Genomic DNA, 24,559 nt, shown 5'->3' with positions numbered 1-24,559 from the left:
AGTTGCCGCACAGCTCAACCTCAGTTTGAACGTGGAACTCGCGCGTCCAGGCACATGCTTGATCGACAACGTTCGCCAGATACGTATGCTGCCGCGCGAGCTCGGCGCGCCAAGCTTCACCATTTACCTCATGAGGCAGCGAATCCATTATCAGGATGAACCGCCTGCAGCGTCGAAAATTGCAGTGATCCAGCCGGTTCCCCGACTGTCGAGGTAGGCATGTGCTGCGGCGTAGATCATGTCTTCCAGCGGCAGGTCCGCCTGCATTGCCCCGCAGTTGTCGTCAGCTAGCCACCCCAGGACCACCTCAAGCGCCCGGCAAATAAGCCATTGCCCCCTGTACTCTGCACAGACGGTGTCAGTGCGTTCATCTTCCCAACCCGGCTGCACCATTCCAATGCTGAACCATTGCTGCTGAACCGCTTCGGCGAAACGGGCGCGGTCCGAAGCATCTACTCTGCCGTCTGCTGCAGCCGGCCATACCGAGTCGAAGTTCGGCGGAATTCGGGGGCCACCGTCGGCGACGATCGCAAGGCGCGCGTCGGAAACGATTGCTTCCGTGACCAGTTTGGCGGCTCGCTGGGTAAGCCCTCTGGCACGAAGTTGCGATACTCGTTCGAAAAGGTCGGGGTACTCCCGCTCCAATCGGTGCGGAGTATTCGCGTTGGCGATAGCGTCCCGTTTTCCGATTGAGGCGGGCATGGACATACCGGAGCAGGTGGCCCACTCAGTGCCCCAGCGTTGCGCGGCAGTCATGAGCGCTGTTACGTCAGACCAGGTGGTCGCTGCAGCGGCTAAGCGCCAGCCAGCCGGCTCCGCGGCCTTGACTTCTGCGAAGGCGATCAGTGTCGCAGCCGGATCGAGATTTCCGATCCATCGGCTACGAAAGCCCTCTCCAATAGCTTGGTCAGACCAGAGCATCCGCACGCCCTTAGGGACCACAATCCCCGCGGGGACGTAACCCGCACCGTGATGTGTCAGCGCCACAACATGCCGATCGCCAGCCGCTGAATACATCAGGCCGACGGCCCACAGTGCGAAGGTTCGGCAGGATTCGGTGGCGTACAACAGTTCCCACGCCAACCATTTAACCGTCTGTAGATCGCTCGACTCGTTGCGCCGCCGTTCCAAGTCCCGGGCCGCCGCGGCCGCTACCCGGGACGGCAGCGTCGCGGCGGGAGTTGTCAACGCTGCCGTCGCGACCGATGCGGCGGCAGGCGCCATTGAGGTGTGAGCGCCGCCAATCAATGGGACAGCACCGGCGGCCGGTGGAATTGCGGCCGGAACTGAAGGCGGCGGACCCAGCGGCCCCGGGGGCAGCAAGGGTGCTGAAACCGCTGGATAGGGATTAGTACTCGACACTACCTGTGGCCCGGCAATAGACGCTGGCACGGCACCCGTGGTCGCTCCTATTAACGAATGCCAGATTCCACTCGGAGATGCCGTCGGCTGCGCCGGCGTCGCAGTGGCTATGACAGCAGGAAAGCTAGTCGTCTGAGCGCCGGTGACCGATGACAGCGGCGCAGGACCACTTGCAGGCATGACCCCTTGCAGCGCGACAGCAGGAGACGGCGATGCAGATACTGCCGGTCGTACCAAACCCGACTGCGACATTCCTCCAGTGCCCGCTCCCGGTAGCGGCGATGCCGAACTTCCGAACGCGGCCAACGAGCCTATGGATGAGGAACGTCCTGGTCCGGCGAGGCCTACCCCACTGCTTCCGATGTCACCAACCGCGGCTACGGACGCAGGACTGGCGCTCTGCGCCGGGGGGTGCGGTGACAGCGATGAAGGACCAGGGGTAGGCCCGGTGCTGACTCGCGGCGCAGTGTTACCAGACCTGGATTCGGCATCAGACGGGTCTGGCACCGAAAGACGGGGCTGCGTATCACCGGTCTCCACTGCTGCCTCGGGTGGACGCTCAGGCGATTCGTCGGATCGCTTATCGGTCGACCGATCGTCATCGCCGGTACTAAACGGATCGCCATTCGGGGGTCCCTCCGGCAGAGGCGTAAACCCCTGGACGAATTGCACAGTTAAAGCGCGGATCTCATCGGCGGCCCCTACTGCGATTCCTCGCGCCCGCGCGGCAGCACTGGTAATGATGTTGATAGCGGTGGGACTTCTGCTCGGCACGTGTACCAGTTGTTGATGTGCCTCAGCATCAATCGTGTCAATCATCAGCTCAGCACTCATCTGGATCGCCGCAACACTCTGCATCAGATCAGCGGCAGCCATATCCGCGTCGGCCTTATCGTCGGCCCGAACCTGAATACGCCTGTAGGCAGCGTGCATTGCTTCGAAGCCATTTGACTGCGCCACACCGACAACCTGCAAGCCGTGCAAGGCGATCCGATGAGCATCTACTGCAGCCGCAGTCGCCATCGCCAGACGACGTTGAGCAGCAGCCCGCCCTTCAGATTGCTCGCGGGTGACCGGCCATACATCGGGCGCCACGATGAAGCGTGAATAGCTACGAGCGGGTGGTGAAGCGGCCATTAGCCGACCCCCGTTGCTTCGCAGGCACTTTCAGCGGCCCGCAGGGCACTCGAGTACTGATCAACCATGTCGTTGGAAACGGAGGCGGGTTCACGGCGCAAATCTGCGTCGACCACAGCCACGATCGACCGCCGGACACCAGCGAGCGCATCAACAATTTCTCGTGGTACGCCTGGACCTAGCCGGGTGGCCATATAGTTCAACTCCGCACCCACCGCGCCGAAGTAGTAGCCCTGCACCCCCAGGCTTTGTGATGATTCCCAGTCATTGGCCCGGTCGACGCGATCGATGAAGGCGCCACGCGCAATCCCAACACCGCTCTTGAAGTTCCTCAGGCCAACACACGCCTCAATTGCTGCGTCGTGCTTTTCTGAGGGCTCCGCAGCAGACGTGGACGAGGTCGACGGCCTTATCGCGTGTTCAGTCTGCCCACGTGGGAAGATATTGAGACTCACAGCGAGTGACATGATGGCAACGACGGTGCTAACGACCGCGAGGTAGAACGCCAGCTTGCTCACAGTCACTCCACCACGGATTGAAGCTGTGTCGCGTTCAGTTCATCAACGACAACAAGGGAATTAACTGCTGCGGCCGCTGCAGTGCTCAACGCTTCAACACGCAGAAGAAGCCCCGCCGCGTGACCCTGCTGGGCAGCGACAGAAGTGAAGTCTGCGAGGCCGGCTGCGGCGTCGATGATGGACAGTCTGCCGCTAGCGATTGGACCGGCCGGTTCAACAGACGCGGCGTCTGAACCGGCCACGGCAGCTGCCGCAATTCCGCCCCATGCGGGCGCCGGCTGCAGATCTAGACGCTCCATGACTCATAAAGTACCGCTTCGCACAGACAGTTCGCCACAGTTGAGCACACATTTGTTCAGCGGATAATCCCAGTTCAGTAGGCTGATCTGCAATTTCACGCAAACAGGACACTGGCAGCCGCGTCATGTCCAAAACGTTTGATTCCAACCGAACTCTCATATGTCAGGATCAGTCACGCTGGGATTGACGCCGGCGCCTGTTTGCATGGCCAGCCATGCCTCATCAAGTGAAGGCGGAACACGACATGCTTCGCATCTGACGGGGTAGCGCCGAGCCAGGGTATGCGGCGTTAACCCCTATTTGGATAGACCACTTTGGCGAGTTCTCGGGCGGCCTCAAATGTGCTGCGGTCCAGCTCTTTACGCCGTGCCCGCTCAGCCACACTCGACAATAGTATCTTCATGGCATCCGCGTTTTGGAGCGCGAATTCTACCGCGTCGCATGCGGAACGAATTACCGGAGCGGTGGCGCCGTGTTGCTGTGTACTCGATGCACTTCGGACGGCAGCACGAGGAACCTCGACGATGCGAATCGGTTCTCCGTGCCGCTGTGCTGCTGTACGCGCCGCCGAGGCGTCTCTGCGGCACGTGTCAGAGCAATAGCGACGCGGACGCCCTCGCCGGGAAGTGACTTCGGGATCCAGCATGACCGCATCGCAACGGACGCACCGATTCGGATCGGATGTCGGGTAGTTGTCCGCTGCGATCGGTTGATGATGGTCAACGCCAACTGCGCTATGGCTCACCAAACTTGCGCCGTTTGCGCTTAGAGCCGCGGCGTTTCGAGACTCCGTTGCACGCTGCGCGCCGCCCTCGTCAGCACGCGCTCTGCGAAGGACATTTTGGAGGTCGCGAACCTCGACCTCCGCAAGAGTAGCGATCGACGCGATCGTCTGACCGCGGTCCCTCATCCGCCCGGTAACCGTTTGCAGGTTGACGAAGTGACTCACACGCTTGCGGGCTGCGTCCATGCGCACGTTTTCATTCACTTGATCGAGGCGCACACTCTCCCAAGCGTCAACGGCGCGCAGCCGCTGGAGCAGCACACGAACCGAGGCGGCATCGTCTACGTTGGCACGTTCAAGGTTCGCGCGTTTCTCGTTCGCCCTGCGCTGCGCTTCCACCGCACGCTTGCGCGCCCGCAACTTCTCACTTCCGCTCATAGACGCAAACGTAGGACGGGCCGCGCGCTATCGTCCACCACCACAGCCACATTCGCGAGCAACTAGGGCTGGCTGCTCGGAATCTCCGAACTGCCTACGATGCCACCGCGCCGTCTACGCAGGGAGAGTCGGTTAATACACCAGTCAGCGGCAAGCCGATTAACCGTCAGTCGTCGACGGTTGTTTCGCCCTCACGGCGGCTTATGTAGTTGCCGCGCGCCGCGCGCCTCTCTGCGTCGGCGACGTCAGCGTTGAACGTGGCGGCGAACTCTGTGTACTTGACGTCGAGCAGGTGCTCGTCAGGCGGCGCGGGTTGCACGGCGGCTGGATTTGTGAGGGCGTAGTAGGCGTAGCGGCTGTCGAGACGGTTTTCCGGCACCAAGGTGATTAACCGTGGGGTGAGGCCGCACTCTGCCGCCAGGTTCCAAAACCCTTCGATGGTGAAGGTGGTGGTCGATGCGAGGTTTCGGTCGTAGGCTATCCCGGCGAAGCCGCGGGTCCGACGATCGCTGGTGTGGTACTTGATTTGGACCAGCGCCATGCCTCCGGGGGCCAACACGGTGCGGGCGATTTTAAGGATGGCCCGTACCGCGTTCGCGCCCGTCGTTAGCTCGATCACGTATAGACACAGGAAGACATCGCAGCTGCCCGCCAATCCGACGGTGGCTTGTTCGGGGCAGGCGAGGTCGATGCGCCGTGTCTCGACGGGTGTCGTGCACGTTGCGCGGACTTGTCGGACGCATTCGTCGAGGTTTTCTTGGGAGATGTCGGCGGCGATGAAGCGCTGCGCATGGGTGGCGAAAGCCACGGCGTTGGCCCCGCCGCCGGCGCCCCACTCCATCACCGTGTTCGGGCTGAGCGAATTAAGGGCTCGGGCGAAGGTTTCATAGATCTTCCAGTGGTCGTCACCAACCTCTAGCCAGGCTTGATCGCCGATTCCGTTGCGCCAGTGTGAGTTCGCTTCCCAGGCCGATCCTGTGGGCGCAGACCAGTAGCGGGCGGCTTGCCCGGCGATCCGGTTCCGGAATCGCCGCCTTCCCGCTGCTGCCAGCGCTGCTGCCAGGAATCGCTCGCCTCGCACTGCCACGTCGATACCTCCGGTCAAGGACTTGTTTCCGGTTGGGCTGACAGTAACCGGCCTTCCCTGGACATCGCCGCCTTCGACGCCGGACCGACCCCGCACCAGTCGCCGCACTCTAAGACTCGATGATCATCCCGCCGATTGGAACGGGTGTCGCGTCCACACCAGTCAGCTAGCAACCGGCGCCGACGATCGCTAGCGGCACACCACTGCGCCTCCAGAGACACCTGCGGGCAGCTTGCGGGCCAGCCAGCGCGCGGCCGGTGGCCGAGCGGGCAAGGAATCCTCGGACAGCTATCTGGAGGCTGTTGGCGCTGCTAGGGGGCACGACATTGTGCGGCGCTGCACCCGCGGTGGTGAGCGCATCTGCAATGATCGAGCGAGCGGCATTGTGCAAGGAGGGGGCCATGGCGAGGTCTGACCTGGTGATTGATCTGGTCGAGGCGCAGCAGCGTGGCGACGTCGCCCGCTTTCGCATGCTGGTGGAGGCGATCATCGCCGAGGAGCGCAATAATCAGCACCATCTTGTGGCTGATCGTCTGTCTGAATTGATCACCACTGCCGGTGCTCGCAGCCTGCTCGCCCGTGATGACACCGCCCGCCAGGTCGCTGATCTGGTCACCGAAATTGTGCCTAAGCGGCGATTGTCAGAGGTGCATCTGGCGCCGGCCGTCACGGCGGCGGTGACCGAGACCATCGAGGAGCATCACCGTAGCGAGCTTCTCCGCAGCCACGGCCTGGAACCGCGTAACCGCATCCTTTTGGAAGGTCCGCCTGGTAACGGTAAAACCTCGCTTGCTGAAGCGTTGGCAGCAGAGTTGATGGTGCCGTTCTACGCCGTGCGTTACGAGGGAGTTGTATCTAGCTTTCTTGGAGAGACAACGAGTCGAATCGATCACGTTTTCGAGTTCGCAAGGACTCGGCGCTGCGTGCTCTTTTTCGACGAGTTCGACACCATCGCAAAGGAGCGCTCCGACGCGCACGAAACCGGCGAAATCAAGCGCGTCGTTTCGACGTTGCTCCTACAGATCGATCGCTTGCCCTCCCACGTCGTCGCCGTCTGCGCGACCAACCATGGCGAACTGCTCGACCGCGCGGCATGGCGCCGCTTTCAGGTGCGGTTAACGCTGCCTCCCCCGTCGCGCATACAGGCCACGGCTTTTCTCGAGCAGCTGCGTATGCGGCTCGGCGGGAACCTCGGTATGGCGCCGCGCACCCTCGCCGACAAGCTTGCCGGCGCCAGCTACGCCGACATTGAGGAGTTCGCGCTGGATGTCATGCGGCGCTATGTGTTGTCGCTACCCGATGGCCGTGTCGAGGATGTGGTGCGCGAACGGCTCAAGCAGCGCAACGCCATGAGGGAGATGTGACCTCTCCGCGTCCACCGCTGTCGTTCGGCGCCCCGGTGACCGGGCCTATACCTACCGGCGCGCCCCGCTTTCCTGGGACTCGCATCGCCGGACCGGAACCGGCCCGGCAAGGGCAGCGGCTAGCACCACAGTTCGCCGCTCTCCAAGAGGCTTTGCAGGCTGGGCGCGTCGACGTGGACGGTGACACCAGTGAAGCCGATCCCGAGCTTGTGGTGGTCTTCGACCTCGCCGCGCCCGTAGCCGAGTTCGCGCGAGCCGCAGGCCGTGTGCCCGGCCTGGAGTTCCTCCTCGAAGTTGATGGCGACGAGTTCGCCGCCGACGACGACTTCCACGCCGTACGCGATGGCGAACCGAGCGACGATGCCGTGACCGACAGTCTCTATGTTGTGATGTCGAACAGCCAGGCCGTCGTTGAGCTCCTCACCCTCTTCGCGCGATGGCAGGAGAACCGCGATGCAGCAATGCCTTTCGGGTTAGCTCCCTTACGCGATGTCTTTTCGCTGTTGCGCGAGGTGAGGCGCTGGGGACCCCAAGATCGGGTCCGTGAGACTGGTCTGCTGGAGCGCTGGCGCGAAGACGTCGCCGTCGTGGGACAGTCAGCCACCACGGCCCGCGTCGAAGTCGAGCTGTGGTTCCGCCGCGATGCCGCCCGCCGGGCGGTTGCCGAAACGACTGTACGGGAACTCATCACCGCAGCCGGCGGCCAAGTCATCACTCAATCGACACTCACCGGCATCGGCTATCACGCCATTCTCGCTGATATCCCCTACAGTCAGGTCGAAGCGGTCCTTGATCGCGGGCCCGACGCGATCGCACTGTTGACTACCGACACCATCATGTATGTGTCCCCGGCACGGCCGATGACCATTCCGTCAGCAGCGCCCTCCGACGAACCTGTTGAACCCGAAGTGTTTTCGGTGAAGCCCACCGACCGACGTCCACGGATCGCCCTGCTCGATGGCCTGCCGATGGCCGGTCACATCGCCCTCTCCGAACGACTGATCATCGACGATCCTGACCAGATCGCTGCGTCCTATACCGCATCACAGATGCAGCACGGCACCGCCATGGCGTCGCTGATTTGCCACGGCGACCTCAACGCTCCCGGCAGACCAACACAGCGCCGCGTGTACGTGCGGCCGATCATGCAGCCACACCCATTCAGTGGCCAAGGCGAAACCGTGCTGAGGGACCGGCTATTAGTCGACCTCATCCACGAAGCCTTTCGACGCCTGTTCGAGCGACACGGCCAACACGATCCTGCGGCTCCCAGCGTGAGAATCGTCAACTTTTCCATCGGCGACCCCATCCAGATGTTCGTGCGCCGTATCAGCCCCCTAGCGAAATTGTTGGACTGGCTCGCCCACACGTACAACGTGCTCATCCTGGTCAGCGCGGGCAACCATCCCATTGACGCCGACATCCCCGCAGCAGCGCTGCTCGATGTATCCGAACTACGGCGCGCGGTGGGCACCGCCATGTACGCGCAGGCGCGCCGTCGACGACTCCTCTCCCCCGCTGAGGCAGTGAACGTCATCTCCGTGGGAGCCCTGCATGCAGACGCCGCGACCACCCCAACCAGCGACACGGTGCTCGACACCGCCGACGCGGGAATGCCCGCGCTCTACAGTCCCGTGGGTTTCGGCCACCGCAACTCGGTAAAACCGGAAATACTGCTGCCCGGCGGTCGAAGTCTGCACCAGCGTCCGACTTCGGCCGAAGGAACCACGACCTTGTATCCGGCGGAAACAACGATCACCGGCCCCGGTATGCGCGTCGCCGCACCCGGACACGGCGGCGCGCTCAACGGAACGGCCTATCTGCACGGAACCAGCAATGCCACCGCCCTCGCGACGCGCACCGCCGACCACATCTTCGATGTGCTTGAAGCCCTACAGTCCGCCGACGGCGAACCACCGTTCGCCACCGCCGAATACCATCCTGTGCTTGCCAAGGCTTTGCTTGTTCACGCCGCATCCTGGGGCGCCATGCGCGAGGGGCTGACCCGCACCATAGGCGGCGGCGCCGATCTCAACCGTCGTGACATCTCTCAGCTACTTGGCTACGGCGCCATCGACGCCGAACGGATCGTCACAGCCGCGACCAACAGAGTTCTCCTCCTCGGCGCCGGGTCCATCACAGCCGACCAACGCCAGACATTTGCACTGCCTCTGCCGGCCAGCCTGGCTGCGACGACCGACTGGCGACGGCTGACGATAACCCTGGCCTGGCTTTCCCCGGTCAACACAGCGACGCGCCGACATCGTATGGCCCGTTTATCTTTCGAGCCGCCGCGTCAGCCACTGGGAGTCGAGCGCCTGGAAGCTGAAGCGCGCGTGTCCCGCAACGGTACGGTTCAACACGAGATTCTTGAAGGTCAGCGGGCCGTCGTGTTCACTGCCAGCGATGCGCTGGAGATCAACGTCGACTGTCGCGTCGACGTAGGACGCCTGGCGGCACCAATTCGCTACGGACTGGCGGCGACACTTGAAGTTGCCCCAACCATTCGTGCTGATATCCACCAGGACGTTCGTCAACAACTGCAAATACGACTGCGCACCAGGACACGGTGACACGCGTAGTCCCGGCGACACTCTGAGCCGTTTCCGGACGCGAACAGCGACGTGCGCTACTGCCGCATCGGCGAGGTCTCAAGAGAAGCCGGTGTTGGTTATCGCCGAACGGCGGTGGTTGAGACGCGCAGACGAAGGGTCGCATCGAGCCATCTACGTAGGACGGCAGTAGTTGATGACGAATGAATCTCGTTCGTATTGAGATGTGGCCTCATGCCGCCAGTGTCGAGGGTGGCGCTGTCATCCTGGTTCGGTGGCGCCTAGGACAGCGAAGAAGACCGACAGCCGGTTAGCGGCTCGGCTTGCCGCGCTCGCCTCACTAGGCGCTTCTGTCATCCATTTCGCCGTCGTTCCCACGCACTGGCAGGAATGGATGCCAGCGGGCCTGTTTTTCGCTGGCATCGCGCTGTTCCAACTGTTGTGGGCGCGGCTAGTACTCACCCGTACCACCACCCCGGTGCTAGCTCTCGGCATCATGGTCAACCTTGCCGTTATTGCGCTTTGGTCCGTGTCGAGAACCGCGGGAGCGCCGCTTGGGCCCCACGCCGGTCAAGCCGAACTGATCCAAGCCGCGGATCTATGCGCGTTGCTGCTTCAGATCTATGTCGTCATGGGCGCTGGCTGGGTCTGGCACCGCGGCCTTCAAGGAGAATCGGTGCCCGCCTTCGGCAGTGCCATGGTGCTCCTGGGCGCGATTGGGATCGTCACGTTGGCGTCCACAGTGGGCGCTGCCTCTGGTCTACGGCACGGCCACCACGCCCCAGCCGGCGCTGAAGCAGGGGCTCATCACCACGGACCTGGTGCAGAGCAGACTGACGACCATCACAGCCATCCTGAACCATCCCCTGCAGCGCCCGCTGGGGAGCCCGCCTCCGATGATCACGGAACCGGTGCAGAACACGTCGACGACTATCACAGCCACGATCCGGAGCCGACGTCTCCCCCGCCTGCCGTGCGCCCAGCCGAAGCTCCTGCGCCCGGCGCTGGCTCTGGCGGCGCGCCTGAGCAGTCTACGCCCGTGCCCATCAGCGAGCCGCTTCCAACGGCGACGCCGCTAGACGACCACCAAGACCACGACCATGTGCATTGACCTACGCCTGGGTGGCCAATTCACGGCCTGACGGCTAGTTTCCGCCCGTCAGGTCTGCCCGCCCGATGGCGTCGCCCGGATGACGCACGATGTCGAGGGCCGACATTCCGATGCCGTAGGTGGATAACCATCGCCTCGGCCGGACCGCGATGAAGCACAGCTCAGCACGCTGAGAGACGATGCGCTCCTCGGCGGCGAGAATGCGACGGAGGAACCAGCCCGCGTGGAATGCCCCTCGCGCGTCAGCGTTTTCGTGGTTCAGTATTTCGGCCGACCCCGCAAACTGGACAGCTGCCGGCGGCATCATGGGGAGAAAGCGGTGCGGCACGGGAATGACGAAGGCTACCTGTGGGCGTCGTCGGATGTTTCCCACCTTGACGTTCGTAGTCCGGGTCGTGATGTACAACGTCAGGTTTGTGCCTTCACCGGCCGCTGCGTACGTGACGGCCGTCGCGTGGGGGTTGCCGCTGCTATCGAGCGTCGACAGGGTGCCGAACGACCGTCGTCGAATCGAATTTTCGACAGTGGCGAGGTCGGTCACTGGTGCTCCTTCCTCCGCTTCCCCGGCTCCGATTGGGTGGCTTGTCGCTCAGCTACACGCCGTCTACGGCGCATCCGAAGGTACCGGCGGTCGACGGATAATTGAGAATTCGACCGGCGACTGCATTTGCTTTCTTCGTGCGAAGCTCCACATGGTGGGGAGCGGCGATTCGAACTTCCCATGGTCGCCGGATGCTCCACATGGTGGGCCGTCCCCTAACGGTTGAGAACGGCACGGGTGCTCGCCTCGGGCGCCAAATCGAGGCGGCGCAGAAGTTGCGCGTTGAGCGCTACGACGATCGTTGACAGTGACATGAGGATGGCGCCGACCGACATGGGCAGCACGATGCCGATGGGTGCCAGCACACCAGCAGCCAGGGGCACAGAGATGAGGTTGTACCCGGCGCCCCACCAGAGATTCTGTTTCATCTTGCGGTAGCTGGCGCGGGACAGCTCGATGACCGACAGCACCGAGCGGGGGTCGGAACTGGCCAGGATGACACCGGCGGAAGCGATGGCGACGTCAGTGCCGGCACCGATGGCGATGCCGACGTCGGCCTGCGCCAAGGCGGGGGCATCGTTGACTCCATCGCCGACCATGGCAACCTTTTTGCCCTCGTGTTGCAGGGCAGCAACTTTCGACGCCTTGTCTTCGGGGCGCACCCCCGCGAACACCCGGTCGATGCCCAGTTCGTGGCCGACACTATTGGCGACGGCTTCGGCGTCGCCGGTGATCATGACGACTTGCACGCCAAGCTTGTGCAGCGCATCGACGGCTTCGCGGGATTCGGGGCGGATCTCGTCGGCCAAGCGCAGGCCGCCGAGCACCTCTCCGTCGCGGATGACGTGCAGAATGATGGCGCCTTCGCCGCGCCACGCGGTGGCCGCGGGGACCTCCTGGGCGCCGACTTCTTCGAGAAGTCGGGGGCCGCCCACTCGGATTTCGTGCCCGTCGACCGTCGCAGTCACACCGACGGCAGGAGAGGACGAGAAGCCGCTGGCGCGCGGCACGGTTAATCCCCTATCCTCGGCGGCTTTCACGATGGCCCGCGCCAGGGGGTGTTCACTGTCGGTCTCGGCGGCGGCGGCGAGCGCGAGCACGGTGTCGCCGTCGTCGTCTCCGGTCGCCTCGACGGCGGTGACGGTGGGTTCGCCTTTCGTCAGGGTGCCGGTCTTGTCGAACAGCACGGCGTCGACAGTGCGCATACCTTCCAGGGCCAGCCGGTCTTTGATCAAGACGCCGCCTCTGGCGGCGCGTTCGGTGGCGATGGACACGACCAGTGGTATCGCCAGGCCCAGCGCATGAGGGCAGGCGATGACCAGCACGGTGATCGCTCGTACCACCGAGGCATCGGGGTTGCCGACGATTGTCCATGCCGCCGCGGTGATCGCGGCGGTGATCAGGGCGAACCAGAACAGCCAGCCGGCGGCCTTGTCGGCAAGGCGCTGGGCACGCGAGGACGAATTCTGTGCTTCGGTGACTAGGCGTTGGATGCCTGCTAGGGCGGTGTCGTCGCCGGTGGCGGTGATCTGGACCCGAAGCCCGGAATCGGTGGCGACGGTGCCGGCTGTGACGGGATCCCCAACGCCGCGGGTAACGGGCCGGGATTCGCCGGTCACCATGGACTCGTCCATGTCGGCGCGTCCGTCGACGATCTTGCCGTCGGCAGGGATGCTGCCGCCGGGTCGGACTACAACGACATCGCCGACGTGCAGGTCGGTCGGCGAGACGGTGACGGTGCGGTCGCCGTCGATCTTCTCGGCTTCGTCGGGAAGTAGTGCGGCCAGTGAGTCCAGCGCTGAGGTGGTCTGGGCCAGCGAGCGCATTTCTACCCAGTGGCCGAGCAGCATGATGACGATGAGAAGGGCGAGTTCCCACCAGAATTCCAGCTCGTGGTGGAGCAGGCCCAAGCTCGCGCCCCAGGACGCGAAAAAGGCGACGGTGATCGCCAGTCCGATCAGGAGCATCATTCCTGGTTTGCGGGAACGGATCTCGTTCAGCGCACCGGTGAGGAAGGGGCGGCCACCGACGACGTACATCACTGTCCCGAGCAGGGGCGCGATCCAGCGTGCGCCGGGGAAGTCGGGGACGTCGTAACCGAGCAGCATCGCGAACATGGTTGAGAACGCGACGACCGGTATGGCGATGATCAGGTTGATCCAGAAGAGCTTGCGGAATTGGGCCACGTGGTCACCGCCGTGGCCGCTATGGCCAGTGTGGCCGGTGTGATTGTCATGGCCGTGGTGTTCGCCGTGTGGGTGGGTGTCAGGGTGTGCGCTGGGGAATTGGTGGTGGGCGTGCCCGCCAGGGTGGGATGTTGCTACGCCGTGGTCATCGCGGTTTGTCATGTTCTTTCCTTAGGGGACTTCGCGTTTCAGTCGACGCGCATTGATGATGTGGGTGTTAGGAACGCACCAAGCGGGCGATGGCTTCAGAGGCTTCTGTGAGTTTGGCGTCAGCGGCCGGTCCGCCGGTGGCGGCGGCGTCACGGACGCAGTGGCGAAGATGGTCGTCAAGCAGTGCCAGCGCGACGCCTTGGAGGGCTTTGGTGAGCGCGTCTGTTTGGGTCAGGATGTCGATGCAGTACCGCTCCTCTTCGATCATTCTGCTGATGCCGCGGGCTTGGCCTTCGATGCGCTTCAACCGCTTGAGGTATTTGTCTTTATCGGTGATGTAGCCGTGGTGGGTGGTGCCTGTTGAGGGGCAGTGCCTGGTGTTGTCGGCGTGGGTCATGACGCTTTCCTTGTGCGTGGTGGTGACTAACTTTGGGTGCCCGGCGAGGAGTGCGCGACGAGGGTCGCGGTCATGCGGCGGAGGCATACTTGTCGGGGTCGCGGTCGAAGCGTGGTCCGCATCCCTTGCAGCAGAACCAGTAACGCCGACCGCGATAGTCACGGAATAGTCCCGCTGCTTCGGCGATCGTCTTGTTCACCGGCGTGCCGGGCATCACGGGGCAGGTGGTCTCGTTCTGCGATCCGAGGTCAAGCAGGTTCCTCGCCGTAGGGTCGATGGCTGAGGTATCGATTTTGTCGGCTGCGCCGCTGCAGCAGCAGGCTGACGTGCGGTTCTGATTCTCGGACATTGGTTCTCCTCACAGGTGGCGGTGATTTAACTGGTGGTGTCGGCGGAAGTGGTTTTGAAGCGGCGCAGGCGCAGGCTGTTGCCCACCACGAAGACGCTGGAGAATGCCATTGCGGCTCCGGCCAGCATCGGATTGAGCATGCCCAGTGCTGCGACGGGGATCGCTGCGACGTTGTAGGCGAACGCCCAGAACAGGTTGGTTTTGATCGTCGACAGTGTTTCGCGGGACAGCCTGATCGCGTCAACGGCGCTGCGCAGATCACCGCGCACCAGGGTGATGTCGGAGGCCTCGATGGCGACGTCGGTGCCGGTGCCCATCGCCAGACCGAGGTCGGCTTGGGCGAGGGCGGGCGCGTCGTTGACTCCGTCGCCGACCATGGCGACCGTCTTGCCTTCGGCTTGGAGGCGTGCGATGACGTCAACCTTGCCTTCGGGCATGACTTCGGCGATGACGTCGTCGATGCCGACTTCGGCGGCGATCTGTCGAGCGACGGCTTCGTTGTCGCCGGTGAGCAACACGGGGGTCAGCCCAATGTCACGCATCTGCGAGATTGCCTGTGCGCTCGTCGATTTCACGGTGTCAGCGATGACGAGTACACCGCGCGCCTGCCCGTCCCACCCGACCGCTACCACGGTCTTTCCCTGGGCTTGCGCGCGGGCCTTGGCGTGGGACAGATCCGGGCTGAGGTGTTGCGCCCAGTCGGACAGCAGTGATTCGCGCCCAACGATGACGGCGTGTCCATCCACGATGCCGTGGACGCCTTTACCTTCGACATTCGCGAAGTCCTCCGGAACGGGCAAGGCCTGGAGTTCCTCGGCCGCCGCGGCGGCGACGGCTTGGGCGATGGGGTGCTCGGAGGCGTTCTCCAGGGCGCCGGCCAGTCGAAGCAGCTCCGCGCGTTCGGTTTCCGGCGCTGTAATGACATCGACCAGCGTCATTTTGCCGGTGGTGACGGTTCCGGTCTTATCCAGCACCACGGTGTCAACCTTGCGGGTGGATTCGAGCACCTCGGGACCTTTGATCAGCACGCCGATTTGTGCGCCGCGACCGGTGCCCACCAGCAGGGCGGTGGGCGTGGCCAGCCCGAGGGCGCAGGGGCAGGCGATGACGAGGACCGCGACCGCTGCGGTGAACGCGGCGGCGACTGAGAATCCCGCGCCCAGCCAGGCGCCGAGGGTGATCACGGCGATAGCGATGACGATCGGTACGAAGACGCCGGAAATGCGATCGGCCAGGCGTTGCACTTCGGCCTTGCCGGTCTGGGCGCGTTCGACCAGCTGGGCCATCTGCGCGAGCTGGGTGTCCGAGCCGACGCGAGTGGCCTGCACCACCAGCCGACCGCCGGCGTTGACGGTGGCACCGACCACGGTGTCGCCGGCAGCGACTTCCACGGGTACCGCTTCGCCGGTCAGCATCGAGGCGTCGACAGCCGAGGAACCGGACACCACCACGCCGTCGGTGGCGATCTTCTCCCCCGGGCGCACGACGAACTCGTCGCCAACCACGAGTTCTTCGATGGCGATCTTGGTTTCCGTCCCGCCGCGCAGGACGGATACGTCTTTGGCGCCTAGGTCGAGCAGGGCTCGTAGTGCCGCTCCGGCCTGCCGTTTGGACCGCTTCTCGAAGTAGCGTCCGGCCAGGATGAACGTGGTTACGCCGGCGGCGACTTCGAGGTAGATGTTGGCGGCGCCATGCGACGGCGCCAGGGTGAACGCGAAGGGATGCTTCATACCCGGCGTGCCGGCACTGCCCAGAAACAGCGCATACAGCGACCACAGGAACGCCGACACGGTGCCCAGTGAAATGAGCGTATCCATGGTCGCGGTGCCGTGTCGCAGGTTGGCCCAGGCGGCCCGATGGAATGGCCATGCTGCCCACACGACGACGGGGGCAGCCAGCGTGAGCGACGCCCACTGCCAGTACGTGAACTGCAGCGCCGGGATCATCGCCATCGCGACGACCGGCACGGTCAGGACGGCCGAGGCCCTCAGGCGGTGCCGCAGCGACGCCAGTTCGGGGTCGGCGGTGTCCACGGCGTGCGGGGTGTCACCGGATGCGTCGGAGGGCATCGGCGTGCGCGGTGTCGGGAGCGCGGCGGTGTAGCCCGTCTTCTCCACCTCGGCGATCAGCAGGGCCGGATCGTATCCGTCAGGCACCGTGACGGTGGCCTTTTCCGTCGCGTAATTGACTGTCGCGGCCACGCCGTCGAGCTTGTTGAGCTTGCGCTCGATGCGGTTGGCGCAGGAGGCGCAGGTCATTCCCCCGATGCGGAGTTCCACACTCGGGCCAGACACCGGTGTCGATGTCGTCATGAAGCCACTGCCTTTCAGTTTCTGATTCGGACGGGATAGCTCAGTGCCCGCCGGCATGGCCGGCGTCACGCGACGGCTCTGGCGCGGGCTCGTTGGTGCCACCGGGTGCGGCGTCGACGACGAAGCTGGCGGTGTGCACGGTGTCCTGGACTTTGAAGTCGAGGTAGAGCAGGTAGCGCCCGGCAGTGGGTGCGGTCGCCGCGAACGACACCGCAGGCCCACCGGTGCCGCCCGGTACCGGCTCGGCCCCCTCAGGGTGCACATGTAGATACGCCAGGTCTCCCTCACGCAAGGCGACGAGATGGCCGTAAGCCCCCAGGTAGGGCTGCAAGGTCATCACCGGCCGGCCGTCGCGCGTGACTGTCGCGGTGAGTTCGTGGGAGACGCCCGCGGTGAGTGCACCGTCCAGTTTCACGGTGTATCCGGCGATTTCATCCACGGTGCGTGTGGCACTCGCCACCGCCGGGACGAACGCGCCGGCCACCTGCACGGTTCGGGTGAGGGTGAGTTTGGCGCTGCCCGCCCCTGCGGGTTGGAAGTCGGCGAACACGCGGTAGGTGCCGGCGGCGTTCCACGTCCACGGCGTTGACCACGTGCCGGTGGCCACGTCCAGCCTTGGGTGTACATGGGCGAAGTGCTGGCCGTCGGAACGGACCACGATGAGGTGCAGCTGCTTGTCGTGCACGGTCGCGTAGTCCAGCAGCGGCGTGCCGCCCGGGTCGACGATGGTGAAGCTCAACGTTCCACGATCGTCGGGTGCGCTGGGGGACCGCACCGGGCTCAGGACATATCCGCGTTCGGCCAACGACAACCCCGGCGGATCGGCGAAGGGAACGACTGGCGACGCCTGCTCGGTCAGCGGCGCACTGTGATCCGCTGCAGCATCGGAAGTTTGGGTCTGGGGAGATGTCGCCGCGGTATCAGGGACGACCGCTGCGGCGGTGACGTATGCAGCCGTGAACGCCACTGCCAGTCCGGCACCAAACGCTGTCAATCGCCCCGCGGCGTTCATGCGACACGCACCGCCGAGTAGCCGGCCTCGTCGACGGCGTTGAGGATCTGCGCGTCGTCGACGGGACGGCTCGACGTCACGATCAGGATGCCGGTCTTGGCGCTAACTTCGACGTCTTCAACTCCGGCGACCTCGCTGACCTCTTCGCGCACCGAGAGCTCGCAATGTCCGCAAGTCATCCCTGCGACGGCGTATGTGCTCGTGCTCATCACCGATCTCCTTATCCTCGACGGGTGTCGATACCCCTACCGGGTATATGTAAAGAGCATATACCCCTTGGGGGTATGCTTCAAGGACTACTTTCCGGGGTCGCTGGTGTGGTGTCGACGCGCGTAGCGCTATCCCGGAACGACGGAGGAATCAGTTGGTGGTGCGCGCGTTACACGTCGGAGATGATGGCTGGCCCCTCATGGGGGAGGTCGTCGGCCGCGGCGAACTGATCATCATGCTTCATGGTGGGGGTCCGGATCACTACAGCATGCGACCGCTTGCTGACCGGCTCGCTGGCCGGTATCGCGTTGCGTTGCCTGACATTCGAGGGTACGGAGCATCGCGTTGTCCCGACCCGACGTTGCACCGATGGGATCAGTACGTCAGCGACGTCATTGCGATCATGCACGCGCTCGATGACACCCGCGCCCACCTTGTCGGCGCCGGACTGGGCGGCACTATCGTTTTGCGGACGTGCCTCCAGCACCCCCGTATCGCCCGGTCGGCGGTGGTCATCAGTGCTGAAGCGATAGAGGACGATGCGGACAAAGCCGCAGACACCGATCTGATGGATCGTTTCGCCGAGCGTGCCCGTTCCCGCGGTCTGCAGGCCGCCTGGGAATTGTTCATTCCTGATCTTCAGCCGCTGATCGCCAACCTGGTCGCTGAGGCTATTCCGCGCACTGACGCCAACAGTGCGGCGGCCGCAGCGGCAATCGGCCATGACCGCGCCTTTGCAACGCTCGATGACCTCCGGCGCATCGACACTCCGACACTCGTCATCGCCGGCGACGACACCCGTCACCCCGAGTGCTTGGCACACAGCGTCGCCGACGTCCTTCCACGAGGGGTACTGGCCGAAGTTTCGATGTCCCGCCAATTCCTCGACGCTGAGGACATGGCACACGCTTTCGGCCCAACGATCAGAGGGTTTCTTGCCGCCGCGTCTGACCCAGACGCTGAAAGCGATCGGCACTAATGGCATAGCCCATAAGGGAGAACCGAGGTGGCGCGACTGGCCCGGAGCCCATCAGCCGCAGCAGGACACTCTCTTATCGGCCTTGATAGGTTGGCGCCCGCCGATGACCTTAATAAACGTGCATCGAGCGATGCACTTGACGATCGACCGCGTGGTTGAACTTATTAGAAGCCGCCGGAATCTCTCTTGCGCCTTCATGCGTTCGCCCTTTCCAGTCGAGGGGTTACCCGCGCGGGTACAACCCCAAGCTACCCCTGGGGGGTATCAGCACATAACGTCGGTCCCATTGTTGATCGCGATTCTCTTGTAATCGCAATAAGTCAGGGCGTCGATAGCGCGCGCAAGTAACCTCGTCGCTGCAGATCGGTATTAGTCGAGCGGTGATGTCGATCTATCGCGGAGTTCGTTGCCAGTAGCGGACCGTGCCCCCGGGGCGTCCTTGCTGGGAACGCAGCAATCACGCCCACTAGCGATCGTGAGCACCGCCTCGTGGCGAGTACTCCGGCTGGCGGCGATGCCACCGGCTTTCCCGTCGGCAACACCGGCCGCGTCACGGCAGGGCTGATGACGCCGATGCCCATTCCCGACGATCTTTTGCCGCAGCCGTCACCAGCAGGTGAACACCGCCACGGCGACCGGGCAGGCAAAGCTGCTGTCTTCGTGAGGTGTCAGGGTTCGGTGGTGAGCCGATCGAGTAGCGGCCGTAAATCTTCGGCCAGTAGTGCCATCAGGTACACCGCCGCGACCCTGTGCTGGCGGTCCAGGACCATCGTGGTGGGCACCACGCTGGTCGGATAGTTACGTCCCAGGGTGATCAGGCTGCGCAGTGAGGGGTCGAAGATGGAGGGATATTGCACGTTGCGGTCGGTGACGAAATCGCGCGCGGTGTCCCGGTTGTCGCGGACGTCGATGCCGAGGAATTGCACGCCCCGATCGCGGTACTCGGTGTACACCGTTTCCAGTTCCGGTGTTTCGGTGCGGCAGGGCGCACACCAGGAGCCCCACACGTTGATTACGACGACCTTGCCGGTGAAATCGGACAGCTGGATCGGCTCGTCGGTGAACAGATCAGGTCCGCTGAGATCGCCGATCGTGCCCCGTGTCGAGGGTGGGTCGTAGAAAATCGCGGTTTGGCCGCCGGGAGAGACGAAGTCGAAGGTGCCGCCTTGGGCCACGGCATCCTCGCCGGTGGTGCAGCCGGTGACCGAGGCTGCGGCGACGACAACGGCTGCCACGACGGCGATACATCCCCTGAGGCTCGGCACGAAAATTCCTTTCGATGACCACGTTGTCGCCGATTGCACCGCCGGTGTTCCTAGCTGCCTAGTTTTCAAAGGCGAGGCCGCTGACCAGGATGAAGATGCCCAGGCCGACCAAGACGATCGGGAACAGGACGTGTTCCCAGCGTTCGAGGACTTCGGCGATCGGGCGGCGGGTGGCGACGAATCGGGCGGCGAGGACGAGTACCGCGACGAGGGCGAGGAAGACGATGCAGTAGGCCACCACGGCCGCAGGTCCCACGCTCAAGAAGACCGGAACGTAGACCCCGATGTTGTCCCCGCCGTTGGCGAAGGTGACTGCTGCGACGGTTAAGACACCGACGTTCTTGCCGGCCAACTTGGCGTCGTCGTCATCGTCATCGTTGCCACGCCAGGCTTCCCAGGCCGCCCACAGTCCCAGGGCCAGAGGTATGAGCCCGAAGTACGGGATGACCTCTGGGGGAAGGAACGCTCCGGCGCCCAGTGTCACCAGCACCGCCGCGCCCAGAATCCCCGCAAATCCGAGGTATTGGCCTGCGGTGATCCGGGCCGTGGTGCCGCGTTGTCCCGCGCCGCGGGCGAAGAACAGCGAGAGCACGATGATGTCGTCGATGTTGGTGACGATGAACAGGCCGATGGCGGACAGAACAGACGACACGATCATGCGCCTGCCCCCGTGTCTGCGGTGTCGTTTACCCGCCCATAAGTCACCACGCCGGTGTGGCCGGCGGTCACGACGGCGCGCCGACCGGGGCCGCGCGAGTGGGGCTGGCTGCCGGATCGGCCGGCGCGGCGGCCAGCGGTGTGCTGCGTCCGGCCCGCACACCGTTGGCGATGACCACGATCTCGGCAAGTTCGTGGACCAGCACCACGGCGGCCAGCCCGAGCACCCCGAACAAGGCCAGCGGCATCAACACGATGATCAGGCCCAGAGACAGGCCGACGTTTTGCAGCATGATCCGCCGCGCCCGCCGGGCATGGCTGAATGTCTGCGGCAGGTGGCGCAGGTCTTCACCCATCAACGCCACGTCGGCGGTTTCGATGGCCACGTCGGTGCCCATCGCGCCCATCGCAATCCCCACGTCGGCGGTGGCCAGCGCGGGAGCGTCGTTGACACCATCACCGACCATCGCAGTGGGGCGCTGAGCCCGGAGCTGTTCGATCAGCCGCGCTTTGTCCTCGGGGCGCAGCTCGGCGTGCACGTCCTCGATCCCGACATCACGGGCCAGCGCCGCGGCGGTGGCCTGGTTGTCGCCGGTCAGCATCGCCACGTGATAGCCGTCGCGGCGCAACCGAGCGACCACCTCGGCGGCCTCATGCCGCAGCTCGTCGCGCACGGCGATGGCGCCGATCACTTCGCCGTCGTCTTCGACGAGGACCGCGGTGGCCCCGGTCCGCTGCATGCGGGCGACCTCACCGGCGAGCGCGCCGGGGTCCAGCCAGCCGGGGCGACCCAAGCGAAGTGTGTGCCCGTCGCGGCGTCCGGTGAGCCCGGCACCGGTGACGGCCTCGACGTCGGTGGCCGGGATGACGTCATCGACGGCGGCGAGGATCGCCGCGGCCAGCGGGTGCTCGCTGCGCGCTTCCAAGGCGGCCGCCACATCCAGCACCTGGGCGCGGGTGGCGCCGCCGGTGGTGGCCACATCGATCACGGCGGGCCGGTTCGCGGTGAGTGTGCCGGTCTTGTCCAGGGCGACGCCGCGGATCTTGCCCAGCCCTTCCAGTGCCGCACCGCCCTTGACCAGCGCACCGAGCTTGCTGGCGGCGCCGACGGCGGCCACGACGGTGACAGGTACCGAGATCGCCAGGGCGCACGGTGAGGCGGCGACCAGCACCACCAGGGCCCGCTCGATCCAGGTGCCCGAGTCCCCGAGCAGGCTGCCGATCCCCGCGATCAGCGCCGCGACGATCATGATCCCGGGCACCAGGGGTTTGGCGATGCGATCGGCCAGGCGTTGGGAGGCGCCCTTGCGGGACTGCTCGGCCTCCACGATGCGCACGATGCGGGCCAGTGAGTTGTCCTCGGCGGTGGTGCTGACCTCCACCTCGAGTGCCCCGGTGCCGTTGATCGACCCGGCGAACACCTCATCACCGGGCCCGACCTCCACGGGAACTGACTCGCCCGTGATGGCCGAGACATCCAGCGCGGTGCGGCCGTGGCGGATGATGCCGTCGGTCGCGACACGCTCACCGGGCTTGACCAGCATCCGGTCACCGATCTGCAAATCCGACGGCGCGACGGTCTTTTCCGCGCCGTCACGCAGCACGGTCGCCTCGTCGGGGACCAGCGACAATAGCGCGCGCAGTCCGCGGCGCGTGCGGGCCAGCGAGTACTCCTCCAGTCCCTCGCTGATGGAGAACAGGAAGGCCAGCATGGCGGCCTCACCGACCTCGCCGAGGATCACCGCACCCACCGCGGCGATGGTCATCAGCGTGCCCACCCCGATTTTTCCCTTCCCCAGACGCTTCAGGGTGGACGGCACAAAGGTGTAGGCGCCGGCCAGCAGCGCCACCGCTTCCAGCGCCAGGACTACCGGCTCGGCGGCGTCGAGGAACCCGGCGGTCACCGCTGCCAGCAGCAACACTCCCGAGAGGGCGGCGAACTGCAGCTCTTTGATCTGCCAGAGCCGCTCGGGCACGCGGTCCTGCTCGTTGGCGCCGCGGGGTTCTTCGTTGCCGCAGCCGCATGCATCGCTCATCGGCGGGTCTCCTGCGCATCCGTCGTCGCGTCGGTGCGGCCGCGGGTCCCGTAGGTCGGGCACAGCGCCACCTGGTTGCCGGTGGCAGCCAACAACGTCTCGGCCGCGGTCATCAGATCCATCAGCTCTGGTCGAGTCAGCGAGTAGAACACCTGACGGCCTTCGGGACGGCCGGTCACCAGGCCGCACTCGCGTAGGCACGCCAAATGCGCCGACACGGTGGACTGCGCCGCCCCCAGCAAGCCGGTCAGGTCGACCACGCGCGCTTCGCCTTCAGCGAGTCGCTCCAGAATCGCAAGTCGTGTCGGGTCGGACAGGCTGTGAAACAGCGCTACCGCCGGTGTGAGGTCCGCGGACGGCTGCATTGAGGATCTCCCCGTTGTCATCGCCATAGAGCGATGATAGCGTTTCGACACCATTAATCGTCAAATCATGGTGATAGCGCTGTCAGGCGTTTACTTGGGGGGTCGGGACGGCACAACCTCGGGCCACCAAAGCGCTCAGACAATGCAGTCAGCGAACCAAGCGACGGAATACCTCAACGCCGTTGTCGACCAAGAAAGGTGGTATGCGCAGTGTTGATGAACCGAGCCGAGACCTGGCTGGTGAATTCGCCGCCGCGGCGCTGGCTGCAACGCGTCTATGAGGTGCCGGCGCTGTTGCGGATTGGCGGCCGCCTGTTGCCCGGCACACGAGTATTGGAGATCGGGTGTGGGTCCGGGTACGGCTCGCAGCTGATCTTGGAACGGTTCGGGGCGGCCACCGTGGACGCGGTGGATCTGGACCCGGTGATGATCGGCCGCGCCGCCCGGCGCCTGGCCCGCTACGGGGATCGGGTTCGGCTGGCCCAGGGCAGCGCGACCGACTTGCGCACCGCACTGGATGTCGACGACGACAGCTACGGCGCGGTCTTCGACTTCGGGATCGTGCACCATATCCCGGACTGGCGTGAAGCGATCACCGAAGTCGGCAGGGTTCTGACACCGGGCGGTCGGTTCTACTTCGAGGAAGCCACCTCCCACGCGCTGGCGCGCTCCACCTACCGGCGGCTGTTCGATCACCCCACCGGCGACCGATTCAGCGCCGAACAGTTCCTCGATGAACTGGCCCACTACGGCCTGGTGGTGCTGGGATCGCTCACCCGAGTCCAGGGTGACTACCTGCTCGGCGTTGCGGCCAAGCCGGTTCCCATCGGGGGTTGAGCGGTGATGGCAGTTGCTGGGCTGGCGCTGTTCGCCGCCATGATGCTGGTGATGGGCGCCTTGCGTGCGGTCATTCAGCGGCGCCGCACCGGCGAGATCGGCACGCGGCGCACCTTGCGCCCGGATGGATCACTGGAGTGGTGGGCGCTGGCCGGAACCGACCTCGGCTGGCTGACAGTGGGCGTCGCCGCACCCGTCGCCGACCTAGCCGGTATGTCGCCGCTGGCATTCCTGGATTATTCGGTGCTGCGCGCGGTCGGTGTCGCGGCAGCGGTGCTGGGCATGCTCTTGGGTTTCGCCGCTCAATTGGCGATGGGCGCGTCCTGGCGGACCGGGATCGGCGAGGCAGAACGCACGACTCTGGTCACCACCGGCGCCTTCCGAGTTGTTCGCAATCCGATCTTCGCCGCCGCAACTGTCGCGTTCCTCGGCTTGGCGCTCATGGTGCCCAACGCGGTGGCGATCGCCGGCCTAATGGCCTCTGTGATCGGCATACAAGCACAGGTGCGCTTGGCCGAAGAGCCCTACCTGCGCCGGGTCCACGGCGTGGCCTACACCGACTACGCCTCCCGCGTGGGTCGCTTTCTGCCCGGGCTCGGACGCCTACAACCCGAACACCAACACTGAAGCTAACTGATGGGGCAAAACGGGCGAATCCGCGGCGTAAGTC

Annotated in this window: 23 protein-coding genes; 7 read left to right on the top strand and 16 right to left on the bottom strand. The window is 64.7% G+C overall.

The annotated features are described in order from the left end of the window. Positions 1-150: 150 nt before the first annotated feature. Positions 151-1,083 (bottom strand): EspK C-terminal domain-containing protein, encoded by a 933-nt coding sequence (locus ACRCUN_RS05915; protein WP_421876228.1) that lies wholly within the window; start codon positions 1,081-1,083, stop codon positions 151-153. Positions 1,084-2,136: 1,053 nt separating this feature from the next. Here ACRCUN_RS05915 and ACRCUN_RS05910 point away from each other — a divergent pair. Continuing rightward, on the top strand, positions 2,137-2,313 hold the full coding sequence (locus ACRCUN_RS05910; protein WP_409503380.1) for a hypothetical protein: 177 nt from the start codon (positions 2,137-2,139) through the stop codon (positions 2,311-2,313). A 185-nt stretch (positions 2,314-2,498) separates the two neighbouring features. On the opposite strand, the gene ACRCUN_RS05905 is transcribed toward ACRCUN_RS05910, so the two are convergent. The 4 genes from ACRCUN_RS05905 to ACRCUN_RS05890 all read right to left on the bottom strand — a co-directional run bounded on the left by ACRCUN_RS05905 (position 2,499) and on the right by ACRCUN_RS05890 (position 5,566). Next, the gene (locus ACRCUN_RS05905) at positions 2,499-3,017 is read right to left on the bottom strand and encodes a hypothetical protein (RefSeq protein WP_409503381.1); all 519 of its coding nucleotides are present in this window, start codon (positions 3,015-3,017) and stop codon (positions 2,499-2,501) included. Between the two features lie 2 nt (positions 3,018-3,019). Next, complete coding sequence (locus tag ACRCUN_RS05900; RefSeq protein ID WP_082753906.1) at positions 3,020-3,316, bottom strand: hypothetical protein; 297 nt, start codon at positions 3,314-3,316, stop codon at positions 3,020-3,022. Positions 3,317-3,606: 290 nt separating this feature from the next. Next, positions 3,607-4,479, bottom strand: a complete 873-nt coding sequence (locus tag ACRCUN_RS05895; RefSeq protein ID WP_409503382.1) for a hypothetical protein — start codon at positions 4,477-4,479, stop codon at positions 3,607-3,609. Between the two features lie 166 nt (positions 4,480-4,645). Next, positions 4,646-5,566, bottom strand: coding sequence for a class I SAM-dependent methyltransferase (locus ACRCUN_RS05890; RefSeq protein ID WP_409503383.1), 921 nt, complete (start codon positions 5,564-5,566; stop codon positions 4,646-4,648). A gap of 401 nt (positions 5,567-5,967) precedes the next feature. Here ACRCUN_RS05890 and ACRCUN_RS05885 point away from each other — a divergent pair, with 401 nt between their 5' ends. The 3 genes from ACRCUN_RS05885 to ACRCUN_RS05875 all read left to right on the top strand — a co-directional run bounded on the left by ACRCUN_RS05885 (position 5,968) and on the right by ACRCUN_RS05875 (position 10,593). Continuing rightward, positions 5,968-6,930 (top strand): AAA family ATPase, encoded by a 963-nt coding sequence (locus tag ACRCUN_RS05885; RefSeq protein WP_409503384.1) that lies wholly within the window; start codon positions 5,968-5,970, stop codon positions 6,928-6,930. Between the two features lie 173 nt (positions 6,931-7,103). Then, positions 7,104-9,503 (top strand): S8 family peptidase, encoded by a 2,400-nt coding sequence (locus ACRCUN_RS05880; protein WP_409503385.1) that lies wholly within the window; start codon positions 7,104-7,106, stop codon positions 9,501-9,503. A 205-nt stretch (positions 9,504-9,708) separates the two neighbouring features. Next, entirely contained in the window at positions 9,709-10,593 is an 885-nt protein-coding gene (locus ACRCUN_RS05875; protein ID WP_283615967.1) for a hypothetical protein, read from the top strand. A 34-nt stretch (positions 10,594-10,627) separates the two neighbouring features. On the opposite strand, the gene ACRCUN_RS05870 is transcribed toward ACRCUN_RS05875, so the two are convergent. The 7 genes from ACRCUN_RS05870 to ACRCUN_RS05840 all read right to left on the bottom strand — a co-directional run bounded on the left by ACRCUN_RS05870 (position 10,628) and on the right by ACRCUN_RS05840 (position 17,749). Next, positions 10,628-11,134: a pyridoxamine 5'-phosphate oxidase family protein gene (locus ACRCUN_RS05870; RefSeq protein WP_283615968.1), complete on the bottom strand. Its 507-nt coding sequence runs from the start codon at positions 11,132-11,134 to the stop codon at positions 10,628-10,630. A gap of 215 nt (positions 11,135-11,349) precedes the next feature. Beyond that, positions 11,350-13,482: a heavy metal translocating P-type ATPase gene (locus ACRCUN_RS05865; protein ID WP_348729167.1), complete on the bottom strand. Its 2,133-nt coding sequence runs from the start codon at positions 13,480-13,482 to the stop codon at positions 11,350-11,352. Positions 13,483-13,537: 55 nt separating this feature from the next. Next, a complete protein-coding gene (locus ACRCUN_RS05860) occupies positions 13,538-13,867 on the bottom strand; it encodes a metal-sensitive transcriptional regulator (RefSeq protein WP_011856766.1) in 330 nt (109 codons plus the stop codon). 70 nt (positions 13,868-13,937) lie between these two features. Beyond that, positions 13,938-14,216 carry a YHS domain-containing protein gene (locus ACRCUN_RS05855; RefSeq protein WP_283615971.1) on the bottom strand — a complete coding sequence of 93 codons (279 nt, stop codon included), beginning with the start codon at positions 14,214-14,216 and terminating at the stop codon, positions 13,938-13,940. 26 nt (positions 14,217-14,242) lie between these two features. Continuing rightward, positions 14,243-16,528, bottom strand: a complete 2,286-nt coding sequence (locus tag ACRCUN_RS05850; RefSeq protein ID WP_283615972.1) for a heavy metal translocating P-type ATPase — start codon at positions 16,526-16,528, stop codon at positions 14,243-14,245. Positions 16,529-16,568: 40 nt separating this feature from the next. Further along, entirely contained in the window at positions 16,569-17,540 is a 972-nt protein-coding gene (locus ACRCUN_RS05845; protein WP_462140698.1) for a DUF8832 domain-containing protein, read from the bottom strand. Further along, positions 17,537-17,749: a heavy-metal-associated domain-containing protein gene (locus ACRCUN_RS05840; protein WP_083407568.1), complete on the bottom strand. Its 213-nt coding sequence runs from the start codon at positions 17,747-17,749 to the stop codon at positions 17,537-17,539. The genes ACRCUN_RS05845 and ACRCUN_RS05840 overlap by 4 nt, the downstream gene beginning before the upstream one ends. Positions 17,750-17,949: 200 nt before the next feature. Here ACRCUN_RS05840 and ACRCUN_RS05835 point away from each other — a divergent pair, with 200 nt between their 5' ends. Continuing rightward, entirely contained in the window at positions 17,950-18,729 is a 780-nt protein-coding gene (locus tag ACRCUN_RS05835; RefSeq protein ID WP_462140697.1) for an alpha/beta fold hydrolase, read from the top strand. Between the two features lie 668 nt (positions 18,730-19,397). On the opposite strand, the gene ACRCUN_RS05830 is transcribed toward ACRCUN_RS05835, so the two are convergent. The 4 genes from ACRCUN_RS05830 to ACRCUN_RS05815 form a co-directional block, all read right to left on the bottom strand. After that, entirely contained in the window at positions 19,398-19,994 is a 597-nt protein-coding gene (locus ACRCUN_RS05830) for a TlpA family protein disulfide reductase (protein WP_462140696.1), read from the bottom strand. A 58-nt stretch (positions 19,995-20,052) separates the two neighbouring features. Continuing rightward, positions 20,053-20,652 (bottom strand): cadmium resistance transporter, encoded by a 600-nt coding sequence (locus ACRCUN_RS05825; RefSeq protein ID WP_462140695.1) that lies wholly within the window; start codon positions 20,650-20,652, stop codon positions 20,053-20,055. Between the two features lie 67 nt (positions 20,653-20,719). Then, complete coding sequence (locus ACRCUN_RS05820) at positions 20,720-22,687, bottom strand: heavy metal translocating P-type ATPase (protein WP_283615671.1); 1,968 nt, start codon at positions 22,685-22,687, stop codon at positions 20,720-20,722. Further along, positions 22,684-23,079 carry an ArsR/SmtB family transcription factor gene (locus ACRCUN_RS05815; protein ID WP_283615672.1) on the bottom strand — a complete coding sequence of 132 codons (396 nt, stop codon included), beginning with the start codon at positions 23,077-23,079 and terminating at the stop codon, positions 22,684-22,686. The genes ACRCUN_RS05820 and ACRCUN_RS05815 overlap by 4 nt, the downstream gene beginning before the upstream one ends. Positions 23,080-23,268: 189 nt before the next feature. On the opposite strand from ACRCUN_RS05815, the gene ACRCUN_RS05810 reads away from it, so the two are divergent. After that, on the top strand, positions 23,269-23,889 hold the full coding sequence (locus ACRCUN_RS05810; protein WP_462140971.1) for a class I SAM-dependent methyltransferase: 621 nt from the start codon (positions 23,269-23,271) through the stop codon (positions 23,887-23,889). 6 nt (positions 23,890-23,895) lie between these two features. Then, a complete protein-coding gene (locus tag ACRCUN_RS05805; protein ID WP_283615673.1) occupies positions 23,896-24,516 on the top strand; it encodes a methyltransferase family protein in 621 nt (206 codons plus the stop codon). Positions 24,517-24,559: the final 43 nt, after the last annotated feature.

The sequence above is a fragment of the Mycobacterium venezuelense genome (assembly GCF_054919535.1).
The sequence above is the reverse complement of the archived record's forward strand: the minus strand, read 5'-3'. Positions and strand labels throughout refer to the sequence as shown.